This is a genomic window from Microvirga sp. P4_A5 (assembly GCF_056402495.1).
Window position 1 is genome coordinate 18,784 of the sequence record NZ_JBFUHH010000039.1, and the last position, 17,499, is coordinate 36,282.

The 17,499-nt window shown below is 65.6% G+C and carries 16 protein-coding genes; 11 read left to right on the plus strand and 5 right to left on the minus strand.

Annotation, left to right across the window (positions count from 1 at the left end):
- The first annotated feature begins 108 nt into the window (after nucleotides 1-108).
- The 3 genes from AC1DVM_RS12300 (at nucleotide 109) to AC1DVM_RS12310 (ending at nucleotide 4,745) form a co-directional block, all read left to right on the plus strand.
- On the plus strand, nucleotides 109-2,952 hold the full coding sequence (locus tag AC1DVM_RS12300; protein WP_477254721.1) for a hypothetical protein: 2,844 nt from the start codon (nucleotides 109-111) through the stop codon (nucleotides 2,950-2,952).
- Nucleotides 2,953-3,057: 105 nt separating this feature from the next.
- Entirely contained in the window at nucleotides 3,058-3,987 is a 930-nt protein-coding gene (locus AC1DVM_RS12305; RefSeq protein ID WP_477254722.1) for a sulfite exporter TauE/SafE family protein, read from the plus strand.
- Nucleotides 3,984-4,745, plus strand: a complete 762-nt coding sequence (locus AC1DVM_RS12310) for a TIGR02186 family protein (RefSeq protein WP_477254723.1) — start codon at nucleotides 3,984-3,986, stop codon at nucleotides 4,743-4,745. Before AC1DVM_RS12305 ends, AC1DVM_RS12310 begins: the two co-directional genes overlap by 4 nt.
- A gap of 10 nt (nucleotides 4,746-4,755) precedes the next feature.
- Here AC1DVM_RS12310 and pdeM read toward each other — a convergent pair whose 3' ends face one another.
- Together pdeM and AC1DVM_RS12320 are read right to left on the minus strand one after the other, a co-directional pair.
- Complete coding sequence (gene pdeM, locus AC1DVM_RS12315) at nucleotides 4,756-5,457, minus strand: ligase-associated DNA damage response endonuclease PdeM (protein ID WP_477254724.1); 702 nt, start codon at nucleotides 5,455-5,457, stop codon at nucleotides 4,756-4,758.
- Nucleotides 5,454-7,961, minus strand: a complete 2,508-nt coding sequence (locus AC1DVM_RS12320; RefSeq protein WP_477254725.1) for a ligase-associated DNA damage response DEXH box helicase — start codon at nucleotides 7,959-7,961, stop codon at nucleotides 5,454-5,456. Before AC1DVM_RS12320 ends, pdeM begins: the two co-directional genes overlap by 4 nt.
- A gap of 136 nt (nucleotides 7,962-8,097) precedes the next feature.
- On the opposite strand from AC1DVM_RS12320, the gene AC1DVM_RS12325 reads away from it, so the two are divergent.
- From AC1DVM_RS12325 to AC1DVM_RS12345, 5 genes are all read left to right on the plus strand, one after another.
- Complete coding sequence (locus AC1DVM_RS12325) at nucleotides 8,098-8,919, plus strand: SDR family oxidoreductase (RefSeq protein WP_477254726.1); 822 nt, start codon at nucleotides 8,098-8,100, stop codon at nucleotides 8,917-8,919.
- A gap of 60 nt (nucleotides 8,920-8,979) precedes the next feature.
- On the plus strand, nucleotides 8,980-10,038 hold the full coding sequence (locus AC1DVM_RS12330; RefSeq protein WP_477254727.1) for a ligase-associated DNA damage response exonuclease: 1,059 nt from the start codon (nucleotides 8,980-8,982) through the stop codon (nucleotides 10,036-10,038).
- The gene (locus AC1DVM_RS12335) at nucleotides 10,035-11,741 is read left to right on the plus strand and encodes a cisplatin damage response ATP-dependent DNA ligase (RefSeq protein WP_477254728.1); all 1,707 of its coding nucleotides are present in this window, start codon (nucleotides 10,035-10,037) and stop codon (nucleotides 11,739-11,741) included. Before AC1DVM_RS12330 ends, AC1DVM_RS12335 begins: the two co-directional genes overlap by 4 nt.
- 17 nt (nucleotides 11,742-11,758) lie before the next feature.
- On the plus strand, nucleotides 11,759-12,217 hold the full coding sequence (locus AC1DVM_RS12340) for a secondary thiamine-phosphate synthase enzyme YjbQ (RefSeq protein WP_477254729.1): 459 nt from the start codon (nucleotides 11,759-11,761) through the stop codon (nucleotides 12,215-12,217).
- A 92-nt stretch (nucleotides 12,218-12,309) separates the two neighbouring features.
- On the plus strand, nucleotides 12,310-12,996 hold the full coding sequence (locus AC1DVM_RS12345) for a response regulator (RefSeq protein ID WP_477254730.1): 687 nt from the start codon (nucleotides 12,310-12,312) through the stop codon (nucleotides 12,994-12,996).
- Here the strand turns inward: AC1DVM_RS12345 and AC1DVM_RS12350 are convergent.
- Complete coding sequence (locus AC1DVM_RS12350) at nucleotides 12,993-13,934, minus strand: alpha/beta hydrolase (protein WP_477254731.1); 942 nt, start codon at nucleotides 13,932-13,934, stop codon at nucleotides 12,993-12,995. The two genes, AC1DVM_RS12345 and AC1DVM_RS12350, sit on opposite strands and share 4 nt — an antisense overlap.
- Before the next feature lie 96 nt (nucleotides 13,935-14,030).
- Here AC1DVM_RS12350 and AC1DVM_RS12355 point away from each other — a divergent pair, with 96 nt between their 5' ends.
- Nucleotides 14,031-14,291 carry a DUF6460 domain-containing protein gene (locus AC1DVM_RS12355; protein WP_477254732.1) on the plus strand — a complete coding sequence of 87 codons (261 nt, stop codon included), beginning with the start codon at nucleotides 14,031-14,033 and terminating at the stop codon, nucleotides 14,289-14,291.
- Nucleotides 14,292-14,322: 31 nt separating this feature from the next.
- Nucleotides 14,323-15,636 (plus strand): MATE family efflux transporter, encoded by a 1,314-nt coding sequence (locus AC1DVM_RS12360; RefSeq protein WP_477254735.1) that lies wholly within the window; start codon nucleotides 14,323-14,325, stop codon nucleotides 15,634-15,636.
- Here the strand turns inward: AC1DVM_RS12360 and AC1DVM_RS12365 are convergent.
- Both AC1DVM_RS12365 and AC1DVM_RS12370 read right to left on the minus strand, forming a co-directional pair.
- On the minus strand, nucleotides 15,633-16,718 hold the full coding sequence (locus AC1DVM_RS12365) for a quinone-dependent dihydroorotate dehydrogenase (protein WP_477254736.1): 1,086 nt from the start codon (nucleotides 16,716-16,718) through the stop codon (nucleotides 15,633-15,635). The two genes, AC1DVM_RS12360 and AC1DVM_RS12365, sit on opposite strands and share 4 nt — an antisense overlap.
- Before the next feature lie 8 nt (nucleotides 16,719-16,726).
- Entirely contained in the window at nucleotides 16,727-17,071 is a 345-nt protein-coding gene (locus AC1DVM_RS12370; protein ID WP_477254733.1) for a DUF952 domain-containing protein, read from the minus strand.
- Nucleotides 17,072-17,230: 159 nt separating this feature from the next.
- Between AC1DVM_RS12370 and AC1DVM_RS12375 the strand changes: the two genes are divergently transcribed.
- Nucleotides 17,231-17,499, plus strand: a 269-nt coding sequence (locus tag AC1DVM_RS12375) for a helix-turn-helix domain-containing protein (RefSeq protein WP_477254734.1), incomplete at its 3' end; no start/stop codon positions are given.

Sequence of the window (17,499 nt, forward strand, 5' to 3'; positions counted from 1 at the left end):
TCCCCGCACGCCTCGCGCATGCCGCTCCGGGATCGCCCCACCGACGCGGCGACAGCTCGGCGTGGGGGCTTGCTGTCTCCGGACAAGTCCATCCCCGCAGGCGCGGCCATGAGACGATCCGTCTTCGCGAACCTCGACGTGCTCGATCCCGAGACCCGCGACGCTGCCGAGGCGGCGGCGCGCAAGGCGGGTCTGCGCCTTGAGGATTGGGTTGGCGAAATCCTGGCCGATCGGCTCGCACGCCGGTCCGTGCCCCCTCCGCCCAAACGCCGCGTCACCGCCGACGACCTCGACGTCCTGATCGGCCGGATGGCGAAAAGCGGACGGAAGTCCCATGCCTACGATGACGATCTGTCGCTTCAGAATGCCAGCGCGGTGGAATCCGTCGCTCGCTGGATCGAGAGCACGGAAGAGCGGCTTGCCGAGACGGCCCGTCATTCCTCAACCCAACAGGACCGCATGGCGTCGGCAATGTCCGACGCGCTGTCGGCCTTGAAGGATCGGCTCGACGCGGTCGAGCGCCACGTGGTGGCCGAGCGCCCGCCGGCGCGGATCGAATTTCCCGTCGAGGAGGCCGTAAAGGCCCTTTCCCCCCTCGCCGACACGCTGGTCGGCCTTCGGGCCGATGTCTCACGGCTCGCCGAACGCCTCGATCAGCCCGTCGCCGGGACCTCGTCGGCGCAGGCGGTCGACGCCATCGCCTCCCAGATCGACGATCTGCACGGCGTTCTTTCAACTCTCGCCACCCGCGAGGAAATCGACGCCCTGGACGGCAATCTTCGAGGCCTGTTGCTGGACCTCGAGAAAAAGCCGTCGGGTAAGTCGATCCTGACGCTGGTGGGGGCGATCGACACGCTTCACGGCCAGGTGGCGGATCTTTCCGACGACCTGAAACAGGAGTTTCACCTCCGGCTGGCGTCCGAGATCGAGAGCCTGGAGCGTAAGATCGATCGGCTTGCGCAGAGCGGCATCGACCGCTCCGTGGTCGATTTCCTGAGCAGCCAGATCGTCGACCTCCGGCACGACCTTGCCAGCCGCGCCGAGCCCGAGCAGATCGAACGCCTGTCGGCCGACATGGGGCGGCTGACCCACCAGATTTCCGAATTGCGCTCCCAGCAGGTCGGCAAAGCGGATTTCGTCGCACTTCGGACAGCGCTCGAGAAGGTTTGCGGCGCCCTTGCGAGCAGTGTGGCCCAGCAACAGGCAAACGACATTCCCGAGCAGATCCGGGGTCTTGGTGAGAAGCTCGATGCCCTGGCCCGCCGGCCCGAGCCGGAGCCCGCCGGTCTCGATCCCATCGCGGCGCAGCTGACCCATCTGACCGACAAGATGGCGGCCGCCACCGCGCAGCGTTTCGACAGGGACGAGGTCGTCCTCGCGCAATTCGAACGCCTGTCCGAACAGGTCGGAAGAGCGCTCGAATCGTCCTCCGCCGAGCATGTTCCCCTGCGGGAACGTTTCGACAGGCTCGAAGCCGGTCTCCGGGAGGTTGGAGATCGCACCGACATGTCGAATGTCGAGACGATGCTGCGCGGACTCGAGGAGAAACTCCGGCCCGCCGTGTCGCTTCGAGACGAGGCGGAATCCATCGCGGAACGCGCCGCCAGGGCCGCAATCCGGGACGTCCGTCCGGAGAACACCGAAAGCACGGCCCTGAGGAGTGGATTCGCGGAACTCAAATCGCTTCAGGCCCGAGCCGATAGCAAAACGCAGCAGACGCTCCTGGCTGTTCAGGGCGCGCTGGAAATGCTCGTCGCACGGTTTGCCGATCACGAGCCGTCGAACCTCGCCCATCCGGGCGGGAGGCTCGGGACCGAACCGGCGGATCGGCTCGAGGCCGCCGTGCGGAGGCTTCATGCCGCCACGCTGTCGCAGATCGAGGAAGTGTCGGCCTCCGCGGGCGCTCCGAGCGCCGCATCCTCCCAGGAGATGGGTCATTCCGAACAACGTGCCGGGGCGAGCATCCCCGGTCAGGAGCACGACCTCGGGAACGTTCGCGCAAGCTTTATCGCGGCCGCGCGGCGGGCCTCGCAGACGAGCCTCCCCGCCGCCACGGAGGATGATGGGAGGCCCGCCGCATCGGTCGCGCCGGAGAGCACCGAGCCTTCGCTGATCGAGCGGCTCCGCCGGACCTTCGAGGGCAAACGGCGGCCGCTGCTTTTCGGCATCGCCCTTCTGATCGTCGCGGTTGCCGCGGCAGAGACGGCCGGACCCGGCAAAGAGGTCCCGGTGGCGGCGTTGGAAGCAACAGCAGCTCCGCTTGGCGCGTCCTTGCTGCAGCCTTCGAGCTTTGGATCGCCCGAGTTTGCATCCACCGCGACGAACGTTGCGGCCCCGCGGGATATCGCCGCCACGGGAAATCCATCGGATCTTTACGAACTGGCGTCCCGTCTCGGCGAAACCGACGCCGCACGCCTGTTCGAAAAGGCCGCGCGGGCCGGGTTCGTGCCGGCCCAGCAGCGCATCGCGGCAATCTACGAACAGGGTCTCGGGGTCCCGCGCGATCCGAGCCTCGCGATGACGTGGTATGAGCGCGCCGCTCAGGCCGGCAACGTGAAGGCGATGCATCACCTTGCTACCCTGCTTGCCGCGGGCGTCCAGGGCGCACCCGATTATGCCGCGGCGTTCCGCTGGTATGCGGAGGCCGCGGATGGCGGCCTGCGGGACAGCCAGTTCAATCTCGGTGTGCTGTATACCCGGGGCGTCGGAACACCCAGAAGCCTGCCGCGCGCCTATCAATGGTTCGATGTGGCGGCAAGGCAGGGCGATGCCGATGCCGCCGCCAAGCGCGACGAGATCGCCAAGCGGATGGCACCGCCGGAGCTCGCGGCGGCAAAGCTGCTGGCCGAGCGGTGGCGAGCCCGTCCCATCGATCCCGCTGCAAACGACATTCCGGCGAAAGGGCCCGAACGGACGGCCTCTTACGATCCTCATCCTGGCGGAAAGTCGTGAGAATCGGTCCAGCCGGTCAGCTATCGTTCAGGACTTTGCCAGTAAGGGTCGCAGGGCGACACTCACATCCATCGTCGGGGCTGCACCGGCCATAGGGGAACCGGGTTGCAAATTTACCTACCCATCGCCGAAATGCCGGTCAGCGTCCTTTTGATACTGGGAATGGGTGCGGCGGTTGGATTCATCTCGGGACTGTTCGGCATCGGCGGCGGCTTCCTGATGACCCCCCTCCTTATTTTTCTCGGTATTCCCCCCGCTGTCGCGGTTGCCACCCAATCGGCGCAGATCGTCGCCTCCTCGAACACCAGCGTTCTGAACGCGCTTCGGCGTGGCGCGCTCGATTTCAAGCTCGGAGGCGTCCTGGTTGCCGGCGGATTCGTCGGGTCCGTCCTGGGCGTCTGGTTTTTCGCGGCAGCGCGCCGGGCCGGGCAGCTCGATGTGGTGATCGTGGTCTCGTATGTGACGCTTTTCATGGTCGTCGGGAGCCTGATGCTCAAGGAGAGCATCAGGGAGTTCTGGGCCAAGCGCCGGGGCGGGACCGTCAGGATAAAGCGGCAGGCGGGGGAACACGCACCCTACCTTTTCTGGCCCCTGCGGATGCGGTTCTATCGATCGAAGCTCTATGGCAGCGTCATTCCGATTCTCGGCTTCGCGCTCTTCGTGGGTTTCGTCGGCGCGTTGCTGGGCATCGGCGGCGGCTTCATCATGGTGCCGGCCCTCCTGTACGTCTTCCGTGTTCCGACCAGCATCGTGGTCGGGACCTCGCAATTCCAGATCGTCTGCACGACACTGGTATCGCTCGTCCTTCACGCAGTCGCCAACCAGGCGGTCGACATCGTTCTGGCGATGCTGCTCATCGCGGGCGGGGTTTTCGGAGCGCAATTCGGAGCGCGCGCCGGGCGCAATCTTCGAGCCGAGCTTTTCAGGTTCCTGTTGGCAATTCTGTTATTGGCGGTTGGAATCCGCTTTGCGCTCGAACTCGTCGTCACCCCCAAGGAGTTTTTCTCGATCAGCACTCAGGAACTGCGCACGTGAGGCTCTTCGTCTCATTCCTGTTGCTCATGGGAAGTCTCGGCGCGGCCTCGGCCGAGACCCTGGTGACATCGTTGTCGAGCCACCGTGTGCTGATCAATTCCAACTATACCGGCACGTCGATCGCCGTCTTCGGCGCCATCGAACGCGATGCACAGACGGTTTCGCGCGGCACCGGCTACGATGCAGCCGTCACGGTGCGCGGACCGCCGCAATATCTGGTCGTGCGCGAGAAGGAGCGACTCGGTCCCCTGTGGCTCAATCGCGAGCAGCAGAAATTCCCCCAGACCCCCGCCTTTCTCGGCGTTCTGACATCGCGGCCCATCGCCGAGATCACCAGCGAGCAGCTCCGCCAGCGTCAGAAGATCGGCCTGCAGGCGATCATCAGCGCGCCCGATTTCACCAATGACCGGGATGGCGCCGATGAGCCTTTCCGCGAAGCCCTGCTGCGTCTGAGGAAACAGGACGGGCTCTATCGCGAAGATGACCGCGCCGTTGCGTTTCTCACACCGACGATCTTCAAAGCCAGCATTCCGATCCCGGCCATCGCCCCGCCGGGGAATTACGACGTGGAGGTGACGTTACTGGCCGACACGGTGATTCTCGCCCGAACTCACACCAGCTTCGAACTGGTGAAGACGGGATTCGAGCAGCAGGTCGGCGAGGCGGCGCGGGATTGGAGCTGGATCTACGGCCTTTCGACCGCCGTCCTCGCGCTCTTCTCCGGCTGGGTCGCGAACGTGATTTTCAGGCGGGATTGAGGGTTAGCCTTCAATCCCGGCAGAGCATGGCGCGTGTGATTGCAAAGATTCGCTCGCTGCCGATCAGATGCGCCGTAAATCCCGTCGGAAAGAGCGGCTGAAACGCCTGGTCGCAGGCATTCAGGCCACCCGCATAGGCCCCCAGCGCCGGCATGATGCAGCGCGATTCGTCGAGGAGGAAACAGCGGCGTCGGGTGGAGCGTCCGCGCATCACCACCTTGCCGACGGGGTGGAAGTGCCCCGCCACTTCCGAACGCGCCCCTTCGACAGGCTCATGACGCAGCGTCAGCGGCCCGATCTCCAATTCCCCCACCACCTCGCCGCCGAGGCTGGCCGGAAGGGAGCGGTCGTGGTTGCCCGTCACCCAGATCCAGTCCCGTCCATGCTGGGCCTGCGCGAGCGTTGCCCGCTCATCCTCGCCCAGCCGATCGGGGCCGCCGATATCGTGAAAGCTGTCGCCCAGCGCGATCACGACCCGGGGATCGTACCGGCCGATGGCAACGCCCAGGGCCTTCAGCGTTTCGCGGGTGTCGTAGGGCGGCAGCATCATGCCGCGACGCGCGAACGACGAACCTTTCTCGAAATGAAGATCCGCCACCAGCAGGACGTCGTGCTCCGGCAGGTAGATGCCCCCCGTCAGATCGAGCACCATGGCGCAGCCCTGGAGGGCAAGCTCGCAGGTGGCCTGTCGGAGTTTGAGCAATGCGGTCACGCCATGGCCTCGTCGAGGAGGGTCGCCTCCGCCTCTGCGAGGATGTCGTCCGCATCGTCGCTGTAGACGCGCTCGCGGCCGATCTCCAGCATGACGGACACGCCCAAGGGAGAAACCCGGTCGAGCGGCTTGTGGATGATTCGCCCCCGGATGCGTCGAAGCAGCATACCAAGACGCCTGACGTCGAGGAGTCCCGTTGCCGCATCCGCGCGCGCAGCCCGCAAAAGCACGTGGTCCGGCTCGTGCCGCCGCAGCACATCGTAGACGAGATCGGTGGAGATCGTGACCTGCCGGCCGGTCTTCTGCTGGCCCGGGAACTTGCGCTCGATCAGCCCGGCGATGACCGCGCATTGGCGGAAGGTGCGCTTCATGAGGGCTGCCTCAGCAAGCCAGTCTTCCAGATCGTCGCCCAGCATGTCCTCGGCGAACAGGTCGTCGAGAAAATTCGGCTCGCGGGCAATGCGCGCCGAGACGTCGACACTCCCCCAGACCGCCAGGCCGTAATCGTTAGCCACATAGCCGAACGGCTTCAGGCCCGCCCGGTCCATCCGGCGGGTCAGCAGCATCCCCAGCGTCTGGTGGGCAGGCCGTCCTTCGAAAGGAAAGCACGTCATGTAGAACCGCCCGGCGCGGGGGAAGGTCTCGACCAGGAGATCGCGCTCGCCGGGCACCCCCGACCGCCGCCGCTGCTGCAACAGCCACTCGGTCATCTGGCCCGGCAACCGGTCCCACTCGAAGGAATCGGCCAGGATCGCCCGGACTCGCGCGGCCAGGAATGTCGAGAGCGGAAACTTGCCGCCGTCATAGGCCGGGATCTTCGGGTCGGTTCCGACCGCCGCGCGGGTCGCCAGAACCTCGTCCTCGACGATGCCTTCGAACCGCAGCACCTCGCCGGCGAAGAGAAAGGTGTCCCGCGGCGTGAGGGTCTCGGCGAAATATTCCTCGATCTCACCAAGGATGCGGCCACGCGGCAGCACCGTCCCGGGCCGAGACCGCGATGTCTTGCCGAGGCGAACCTTGACCATCGTCGCCTCCACGATGGTGCCGACATTCAGCCGGTATTGCTGCGCGACCCGGGCATCGCGGACACGCCACAGCCCGTCCTTGCCCTTCACGATCTTGGCGAAGCGCTCATAGGCCCGCAGCGCGTAGCCGCCGGTCGCCACGAAATTGACGCAGGCCTCGAAATCTTCCCACGTGAGTCCCGCATAGGGCGCCGCCGAGACGATTTCCTCGTAGAGATCCTCCAGCCTGAAGGGCTCGGCGCAGGCGACCCCGAGAATATGCTGGCACAACACATCGAGCGCGCCGATCCGCGCGTCGGGCGTATCCTGAGCGGCCTCGTGCACCGCATCCAGCGCGGCGCGGCATTCCAGGATTTCGAACCGGTTGGCGGGGACGAGGAAGGCCTTGGAGGGCTCGTCCATCCGGTGGTTGGAGCGGCCGATGCGCTGCATGATGCGCGATGCGCCCTTCGGCGCCCCGACATTGACCACCAGATCCACGTCGCCCCAATCGATGCCGAGATCGAGGGTGGCGGTGCAGACCACGGCCTTGAGCTTGCCGGCGATCATCGCCTCCTCGACCCGCCGCCGCTGGGACACGTCCAGCGAACCGTGATGCAGGGCGATCGCCAGGCCGTCGTCGTTGAGCTTCCACAGCTCCTGAAACGTATATTCGGCCTGCAGCCGCGTGTTGACGAAGACGAGCGTCGTCTTGTGCTGGCGGATGAGGTCGTAGATGGCCGGCATCGACAGCGAGGCCGTGTGGCCGGCAAGCGGCAGGTTCTCGTCGATCTCCAGCATCCGGATATCCGGCGCGGCGCCCCCCGCGACCGTGACCAGATCCGCAAGGCCACCCTCGCCGTGCTGGGGCGCCAGATAACGCCTCAGGTCGTCCGGTTCGCGAACGGTCGCCGACAATCCGACCGTCGTCATCTGCGGCGCCATCGCAAACAGTCGCGCGAGGCCAAGCGACAGCAGATCGCCCCGCTTGGAGGTGACCAGCGAATGCAATTCGTCGAGCACGACCCGCCGCAACCCGCCGAACAGCTCCCGCGCCTCCCGGTGCGCCAGCAGGAGCGCAAGCTGCTCCGGTGTCGTCAAAAGGATATCGGGCGGCTTTTCGATTTGGCGGGCGCGCTTGTGCGATGGCGTATCGCCGGTCCGGGTCTCGATCCGGATGGGCAGGTCCATCTCGCGGACCGGGGTTTCGAGATTGCGGGCAATGTCGGTGGCAAGCGCCTTGAGCGGCGAGATGTAGAGGGTGTGAAGCGCGTGGTCTCTGCGCGCCTTGCCCTTGGCGACTGCTTCCGACAATTCGACAAGGGTCGGAAGGAAGCCCGCCAGCGTCTTGCCGGCCCCCGTGGGTGCAACGAGCAGCACCGACCGCCCCGCCCCCGCCTTTTCGAGCAATTCGAGCTGATGCGACCGCGGCTGCCAGCCACGGGCCAGGAACCAGTCTCGAAAGGGGGGAGGAAGCAGCGACGCTTTGGATTTAGCCATCTTCAACCAAGATAGGCACAAATCCCGGCTTCGCCACGCATCATCGATCTTCCCATGTGGACGCGGCAAGCCGCGACTTGCTCTCCGGCCCGACTTGGGGTCAGGCTCGCCTCACCCCACCATGAGACATTCCACCATGACCTCCTCCCTCTCGTCCCTCAAGAACGCCGTCGCCATCGTCACCGGAGGCACCCAGGGCCTCGGCGAAACCATCGCCCGGACACTCGCCGAACGGGGCGCTTCCGGCCTCGTGATCTGCGGCCGCAACACCGAGCGCGGCCAAGCCGTCGCCAGGGACATCACGGCGCAAGGCTGCCGCACGGAATTCGTCACCGCCGACCTCGCAGATGTGGAGCAGGCCCGCGCGGTCGCCAAGCGCGCCGACAGCGCCTTCGGACGGGTCGACATCCTGGTCAACGCCGCCGGCATGACCGATCGCGGCACGATCTTCGACACCTCGCCCGAATTGTTCGACCGGATGTTCGCCGTCAATGTCCGCGCGCCTTTCTTCCTGATGCAGGAGGCCGCCACGATCATGCGGCGGGAGAAGATCGAGGGCACCATGGTCAACATCCTGTCGATGTCCGCCCATGGCGGCCAGCCGTTCATCTCCGCCTATTGCGGCTCGAAGGGCGCCCTCGCGACCCTGACCAAGAACGCGGCCTTCAGCCTGATGCCCTACCGGATCCGCGTGAACGGCCTGAATATCGGCTGGATGAACACGCCGGGAGAGGACCGCATCATGCGGACCTATCACGGGGCGCAGGACGGGTGGCTCGATGATGCCGTCAAGAACCAGCCGTTCGGCCGCCTTCTCGAGCCCGCGGAAGTGGCCCGCACGGTGGCGTTCCTCACCAGCCGCGAATCCGGCCTGATGACCGGCTCGATCATCGATTTCGACCAATCCGTGCTCGGCTGCTACGAGGATGCGCCGCATCCCTCGAAGCCCGCCCAGTAAGCCGGGGTCGGCCAGGGGAGCCGCTGTCAACCGCGCATCGGCTCCCTATATTCCCGACCCATGGCATTGCGCTCGACCGAGATCCTCACCCAGACCCCGCAAGGTCTCTATTGCCCGCTTGGCGATTTTCACATCGATCCGGTGCGCCCGGTCGACCGGGCGCTGATCACGCACGGCCATTCCGACCACGCCCGGTCCGGCCACCGCTCCGTGCTGGCGACCCGCGAGACGCTGCTGATCATGGCGCTCCGCTACGGCGAGGATTTCGCCGAGACGCGACAGGCGGCGACTTTGCGCGAGGACATGCGGGTCGGCGACGTGACGGTGCGTTTTACGCCCGCCGGCCATGTGCTGGGCTCCGCCCAGATCGTCATCGAGGCGGGGGGCACCCGCGTGGTGGTCTCGGGCGACTACAAGCGCGCCTCCGATCCGACCTGCCTCCCCTATGAGGTCATCCCCTGCGATGTGTTCATTACCGAGGCGACCTTCGGATTGCCCGTGTTCCGCCACCCCGATACGCGCGACGAGGTCCGGAAGCTCCTCGACTCGGTGGCGCTGTTTCCGGAGCGCGCCCATATCGTCGGCGCCTATGCGCTGGGCAAGGCCCAGCGCGTCATGGCACTGATCCGGGAGGCTGGGTACGACAGGCCGATCTATCTCCATGGGGCGATGGAGCGCCTGACCGAATTCTACAAGCGCGAAGGGGTGCCGCTCGGCGACACGCCGAAGGTCGCGGGCACCGAGCGGGGCAGCCTCGCCGGGGCCATCGTGGTCTGCCCGCCCTCCTCGCTCCAGGACCTCTGGTCGCGCCGCTTTCCCGACCCCGTCTCGTGCTTCGCCTCGGGCTGGATGCGCGTCCGGGCCCGCGCCCGGCAGAAAGGCGTCGAGTTGCCCCTGGTGATCTCCGACCATTCCGATTGGGACGAGTTGTGCCGCACGATCCTCGACACCGGAGCCGGTGAGGTCTGGGTCACGCATGGCCAGGAGGACGCCCTCGTTCATTGGTGCGAAACCCGCGCCATCCGGGCGCGACCGCTGCATATGCTCGGCTACGGCGATGAAGGCGAGGTCGAGGAAGCGCCGGTCCCGGACAGCGCCCTGGAGCCGAGTTCCCCATGAACCGCTTCGCCGCCCTCCTCGACCGCCTGGCCTTCGAGCCCCGCCGCAACGCCAAGCTGCGCCTGATGGTCGATTACTTCAGCCATGCGCCGGACCCCGACCGGGGCTATGCGCTCGCGGCGCTGACTTCGTCCCTGATGTTCAAGGAGGCCAAGGCCGGGCTGATCCGCGGGCTCGTCGAAGAACGGACGGACCCGGTGCTGTTCCGCATGTCCTACAATTACGTCGGCGATCTCGCCGAGACGGTGGCGCTGATCTGGCCGAACCCGGAAGGCGATCAGGGCTCGCCGGAGATGGCGGGACCCGGGCACAACAACCCCCCGCTCCATGTGCCGACCCTGACCGAGGTCGTCGAGACCCTCGCCACCGCCGGCAAGAGCGAATTGCCAGCGAAGATCGCCGGATGGCTGGACGCCCTCGATGAGACCGGCCGATGGGCGCTCCTGAAACTCATCACCCGTGAATTGCGGGTCGGCGTCTCCGCGCGGCTTGCAAAGACCGCCGTGGCGCAGCTTGGCGGGTTCGAGCCCGACGAGGTGGAATTGATCTGGCACGGGCTCGACGCGCCCTATGAGGAGCTTTTCGCCTGGGCGGAAGCGCGGGGGCCGAAGCCGGAATCGACCAATCCGGCGCCGTTCCGCCCGCCGATGCTGTCCCATCCGCTGGAGGACGAGGATTTCGCGAAACTGAATGCCGTCGATTTCGTCGGCGAGTGGAAATGGGACGGAATCCGCCTACAGGCGGTGGCGGGCCTCGCGAGCGACGGGCGATCCGTCCGGCGCATCTATTCGCGCACCGGCGAGGATGTGTCGCGGGCCTTCCCCGATCTCGTCGAGGCGCTGAATTTCGAGGGCGCCATAGACGGCGAATTGCTGATTGTCCGCGACGGGCGCGTGCAGAGCTTCAACGTGCTGCAGCAGCGCCTGAACCGCAAAGCCGTGACTCCCAAACTCACCGCCGATTTTCMGGTGCATCTGCGCGTCTACGACATTTTGACCGAGGGCGGCGAGGACTTGCGCGATCTTCCGTTTGCCGAGCGCCGCCAACGTCTGGAAGCGCTCGTCGCGCGGATCGGCGACCCCCGCATCGAGTTGTCCGCCATGGTGCCGTTTTCGTCCTGGGAGGAACTCGGCGCCGCGCGCTCGGACCCGGCATCCGTCGGCGCGGGCCCGGATGCGGATGCGATCGAGGGCTGCATGGTCAAGCGGTCGGACAGTCCCTACCTGCCCGGTCGTCCCAAAGGCTATTGGTACAAATGGAAGCGCGATCCCTATCTGGTGGACGCCGTGATGATGTACGGCCAGCGCGGTCACGGCAAACGGTCGTCGTTCTATTCGGATTATACGTTCGGCGTCTGGCGCGACGGTCCGGAGGGCGAAGAACTGGTGCCCGTCGGGAAAGCCTATCACGGCTTCACCGACGAGGAGCTGGGCAAGCTCGATCGCTACGTCCGCAACAACACCGTCAATCGTTTCGGACCGGTCCGCGAAGTCGAATATGGCAAGGACAAAGGGCTGGTGCTGGAAGTAGCGTTCGAGGGCCTGCAGCGCTCGACCCGGCACAAATCCGGCGTCGCCATGCGGTTTCCCCGCATCAGCCGAATCCGCTGGGACAAGCCAGCCGGCGAGGCGGATCGACTGGAGACGCTCGAGAAAATCCTCAAGCGCGGCGAGAAGGAAGTCCATCCGCTGAAGGACATGTGAGACGAAAGGTCGACAGCATGAGCAGTCTTGCAATCGAAACTCTAGCCGCGGGCAGCGTGACGCAGCAGGCGACGGGCCGGCTGCTGGTCGACACGAACGGACCCGGCTTCACCGAACTCACGGAAGCAGTATCCCGTTGGGTGTTCGCGAGCGGCATTCTTCAGGGCCTGCTGACGGTTCATTGCCGTCATACGTCCGCATCCCTGCTGATCCAGGAAAACGCCGACCCGGATGTCAGGCTCGACCTGATGACCGTCCTCGACCGGCTCGCACCGCGCGGTGCCGGTTATGTGCACACGACTGAGGGAGCGGACGACATGCCGGCCCATATCCGCAGCATGCTGACCGCCAGTTCCCTCGGCATTCCGGTCCTCGACGGACAGATGGTGCTAGGCTTGTGGCAGGGTATCTATTTGCTGGAGCATCGCGACCGTGAGCAAACGCGGGACGTGGTGTTCCATCTCATCGGCGCGTGACGCGCGCCGCCGTTTTCGGGACCACAAAAAACGTGGATTCTCCGGCCGCCTTGCTATTTTATGACCGTTCCGGGTAAGGCTCAGGAGGTTGCGTGGGGGAAGACAGGGTGCAAGGCCAGAATACCACGATCGTGATCGCCGACGACCATCCGCTGTTTCGCGGAGCCCTGCGCCAGGCCATCGGTTCGATCATGCCCCAGGCTCGCGTGATCGAGGCCAACGGTATGGAAGACCTGAACGCCGCCCTGGTGCATGAGCGCGACGTGGACCTGATCCTTCTCGACCTGACGATGCCCGGGGTTCAGGGGTTTTCCGGGCTGATGTCGCTCAGAGCCCAGCATCCGGAGCTTCCTGTCGTCATCGTATCGGCGACCGAGGAAGCAACCGTCATCCGGCGCGCCATGGAGTTCGGGGCGGCGGGTTTCATCCCCAAATCCATCAATATCGACAGCATCGGCGGCGCCATCGAGGCGGTCCTCGCCGGCGACACCTGGACGCCGCCCGATGTGGATCTCACAGCCGCTGAGGACAAGGAAACGGCGGATCTCGTCCGGCGTCTGGGAACATTGACGCCGCAGCAGGTGCGCGTTCTCACCATGCTGTCGGAAGGCCTTCTCAACAAGCAGATCGCCTATGAGCTCAGCGTGTCCGAAGCGACCGTGAAAGCCCACGTTTCGGCCATTCTCGACAAGCTCGGCGTCGATAGCCGCACGCAGGCCGTGATCGCCGCCGCCAAGATCGGGGTCACGCAGCGTCCCTCCCCTGCGATCCCCGACTAGAGCGCCGTCAGAAACCCGTCGATCCGCGACAAAGCCGCTTCCGAAAGCTGGCTGTCGAAGCGGATGAACACATGGCATCCGCCCGGCCAAATGGCGAGATCGTGACGGTTCCCCGACGAGGCCCATCGCGCCGCCATGAAGAGCGTATCGTCCAGCAGAAGGTCCCGGGTGCCGACCGAGAACAGGGCGGGCGGGAGCCCCTTCAGGTCGGCATAGAGCGGCGAGATCCGCGGATCGCGCCGGTCGCGGTCGGGACCGCAGAAATAATCCGTGAACATGCGCACGTCGCTCGTGTTCAGAATCAACCGGTCGCTGCCCCAGTTCGCCACACTGGGCGTCAGGCTGAGGTCGTAGCACCCCGCAAACAGGTTGGCGCCCCGGAAGGGCGCGAGGCCGTGCCGGTCACGCAGGCGCAGGARCGTCAGCGACGCCAGATGCGCGCCGGCGGATTCCCCGCCGATGAACAGCCGCTCGGTCCCGAACCGGCTTTGCGCCTCGCGAACCACCCAAAGGGCAGCAGCCTCGCAATCATCGGGGCCTGCCGGGAACGGATTTTCCGGCGCCAGCCGATATTCTACCGATACGACCGCCAGACCGCAGCGCTCGGCCAGACGGTCGAGCCAGGGATCCTGTTCGTCGGCCGTGCCCCATGTCCAGCCGCCCCCATGAATATGAAAATAGACGCCCTTCGGCTGCGCGGGCGCGATGATCCGCAAGGGAATGGCGCCCGCGGGCCCGTCGATTTCGATGATTGTCGCGCGGGGGCTCGCGGGCATATCGGGAAAGGGGCCGAGCCCCTGTCGGCGGCGCTCCCTGATCACCGACGGCGCCACCGAGGAGGGGTCGGGCAGGCTCGCGAGCCGCTTCAGGATCGCTTCATTCTGCTGGCGAATTTCCTCGCTGATGGCGGCGGGGTCGAAAAGCGCAGGGTCGATCATGCGGGACTCGGGGTGTTGCGTTCATCGTCGACCCTTGCGATGAAGCACACGCCCATGCCGGGGTCCAGCCCGGCTCCGGCGATGAGGGTTACGCGTATGTCCAATATGAACCGGTTTCTCGGCGGCTCCCCCGGCTCCGTCCTGGCCAAACTGATCTTCCTGTCGCTCCTCGTGGGCGCATTCATGGCCTTTCTGGGGATCACGCCGTTCGGGCTGGTCGAGGGCCTCTATCGCTGGATCGCCTCGGTCTTCGACCTCAGCCTCGACACTCTCGTGGAAATCGGCCGCTGGGTGCTGTACGGAGCCATCATCGTCGTGCCGATCTGGCTGCTCGCCCGTCTGTTCGGCCGGCGCTGATAGCCTCGTGGACACCCTGTCGAAGCAACGGATGATCGAGGTCACGCATCGGCGCTTGCTGATGCTCGCCCTGCCGATGACCCTGTCTCACGTGACGACGCCGTTGCTCGGCCTCGTCGACGCCACGGTTGTCGGCAGGCTCGGCGAGGCCCACCTGCTCGGCGCGGTCGCGCTCGGGGCGGTGATCTTCGATTTCGTGTTCTGGAGCTTCGGCTCGCTGCGCATGGCCACCGCCGGCCTCACCGCTCAGGCGACCGGCGCGGGAGACCGCCGCGAAGTGGATCGCACGCTTGCCCGTGCGCTGGTCGTCGCGGGCATCACCGGCGCGTTGCTGGTGCTGCTGCAATGGCCCATCGCCGGGATCGCCTTTCCGGTCGTGGGCGCGTCCGCGGCCGTGACCGAGGCCCTGTCGACCTATTTCTTCATCCGCATCTGGGCCGCTCCGTTCACGCTGGCCAATTACGTCATCCTCGGTTCGACGCTCGGGCGCGGCCGAACGGATCTGGGGCTTCTGCTTCAGGTCGCCATCAACCTCATCAACATCGTGCTGACCGCCACGTTGGTCCTCGCCTTCGATTACGGCGTCGCGGGCGCAGCGCTGGGAACCGCGCTGTCCGAGGCGATCGGCGTCGCGCTCGGGATCCTTGTCCTGCGTCGCCTCGGCTCCGATCCCCTGTCGGTCACATGGGGCGAAATCCTCAACCGCGCCGCCATGATCCAGACCATGGCGATGAATCGCGACATCATGATCCGCAACATCGCGTTGATCGCCGCCTTCTCGATCTTCAGTGCCATGGGCGCGCGATCAGGCGATGTGACGCTGGCGGCGAATGCCGTGCTCTACAACATGTTCTTGATCGGCGGCTACTTCCTCGACGGGTTCGCCACGGCGGCCGAAACCCTGTGCGGCCAATGCATCGGCGCCCGCGACGAGCGCGGGTTCCGGCGCGCCGTCGGCCTGAGCCTGTTCTGGAGCTTCGGCTTCGGGATCGCGGTCTTCGCATTGTTCTTTTTCGGCGGCGGGCACTTCATCGATTTCGTGTCCACCAATGCCGATGTGCGCGCCTATGCGCGCGAATTCCTCGTCTTCGCGGCGCTCACCCCGCTCGTGGGAGCGGCGGCTTTCGCGTTTGACGGGATCTATACCGGCGCGACGTGGACGGCGGCGATGCGCAACCTCATGGTATTGGCGTTCGCGCTGTTCGTCGCGCTCCTATTCGTCATGCGTGATGCCGGAAATACCGGTCTTTGGATTGCGTTCCTGTTCTTCCTCGCGGCGCGGGGAACCGGGCAGGCGTTCTTGTGTCCAAGGCTGACGAAGGCGACCTTCTTGCGTCTCGCCTAGAGCGTTCCTCTGGCGATCTGCGCCGCGTCACGGCCCGTGGCTTGCTCCAGCGAGGTCTTGTCCGCGTCGAGTCGCTGCAGCAATCCGCTCTTGATCTCGGCAACGAGTCCCGGCCCCTTGTAGATCATCGCCGAATAGAGCTGGATCAGGCTGGCGCCGGCGCGAATCTTCGCCCAGGCGGCCTCCGGCGAGTCGACGCCGCCGACACCGATCAGCGGAACGCGGCGTTCGACCCGCAGGAACGTCTCGGCGAGCATTCTTGTCGAGGGCGCGAAGAGCGGCCTGCCGGACAACCCGCCGGTCTCCTTTGCGAGCGCAGTTTCCTTGAGGCTCTGCGGACGGTCGATGGTGGTGTTGGAAACCGTCAGGCCGTCGACCCGGCGAGCGAGGGCCGTCTTCACGATCGCATCGAGGCCGTCGAGGGACAGGTCGGGGGCGATCTTCAGCAGAATCGTCGTTGGCGAGCTTCCTGCATCGGCCTCGTCGCGCGCCTCGATACAGCGCGCCAGGAGGTCGTCCAGGAACGCCTCCCCCTGGAGGTCCCGCAATCCGGGCGTATTCGGCGACGAGACGTTGATGGTGATGAAGTCGACGAGCCCGCAGAGCTCGCGGATGCAGGTGACATAATCGCCGATGCGATCATCGGAATCCTTGTTGGCTCCGATATTCACACCGACGATGCCGGGCCTTCCTCGCCGCGCCGACAGACGTTTCTTGACCGCCGCCAACCCGTCGCTGTTCAGGCCGAACCGGTTGATGATCGCCTCGTCCCGCGGCAGGCGAAACACTCGCGGGCGTGGATTGCCCGGCTGGGGCTTCGGCACGACGCCGCCGATCTCCACGAAACCGAATCCGAGCCCGAGCAGCTGGTCCGGCACGTCGCATTGCTTGTCGAACCCGGCCGCGAGCCCAACCGGATTGGGGAAGTGCTGGCCGAATGCGTCAACCCCGAGGCGGGCGTCGTCCTTGGGCAAAGGCCCGATGGGCAGGGCCGACAGGCTCTTGATCGTCAGGTGATGAGCCGTCTCCGCGTCGAGGGTGTGCAGCAGCCGTTTGGCCAAGGGGAAGAGAGATGGCAGCAGCGAGGCGATCATGATTCGGTATCCGGAAAGACATGGCGGCCGTCGGGGCCGAGGGGGAGCGGCTTCGACCACAGCACGGCCGAGAGCGGCAGCGAACCATAGAGATGCGGGAACAGGTCGCCTCCCCGCGATGGCTCGTAACGGAGCCTGTCGCCGAGCCGTTCCGCGTCGATTGCGATCAACAGAAGATCCGTCTGGCCGGAAAAGTGCCTCGCGGCGGTCTCCCTGACCTGCGAGAGCGTGGAAAAGTGGAGGTAACCATCCCGTAGGTCGACAGGCGCGCCGTCGAACCGGCCAGCCGCTTCGGCCACGCTCCACAGTTGGCGCGCACAGATTTTGTAAATCGTCGTCATGCTATTGTGGAGTAGCGAGCGACGGCAAAAGGAGCAACCGCAAGATTAACTCCGAAGGGCGATACTTTTTTCATATTGCGCAAGCCACAGAACAACCTTAATTCCTACCATTAGGTTCGGGTTCAGTGAATTCGGACAGCCCAGCTAAGGTTCACAACCATGTTGTCTCATGACCGCGTTTGGGCCGCCGTCGACGCCCTGGCTGCTCGCCACGGGATGACCGCATCGGGATTGGCCCGCAAGGCCGGACTGGATGCGACCAGCTTCAACAAGTCGAAACGAACGAGCCCGGAGGGACGCGACCGCTGGCCGTCGACCGAGTCGATCGCCAAGATCCTGCGCGCGACCGGCGCCACCCTTGAAGATTTTCTGCGCCTCGTGGAACCGGGCGGATCGCTCCGCCGATCCATGGTGCCGCTGATCGGGAT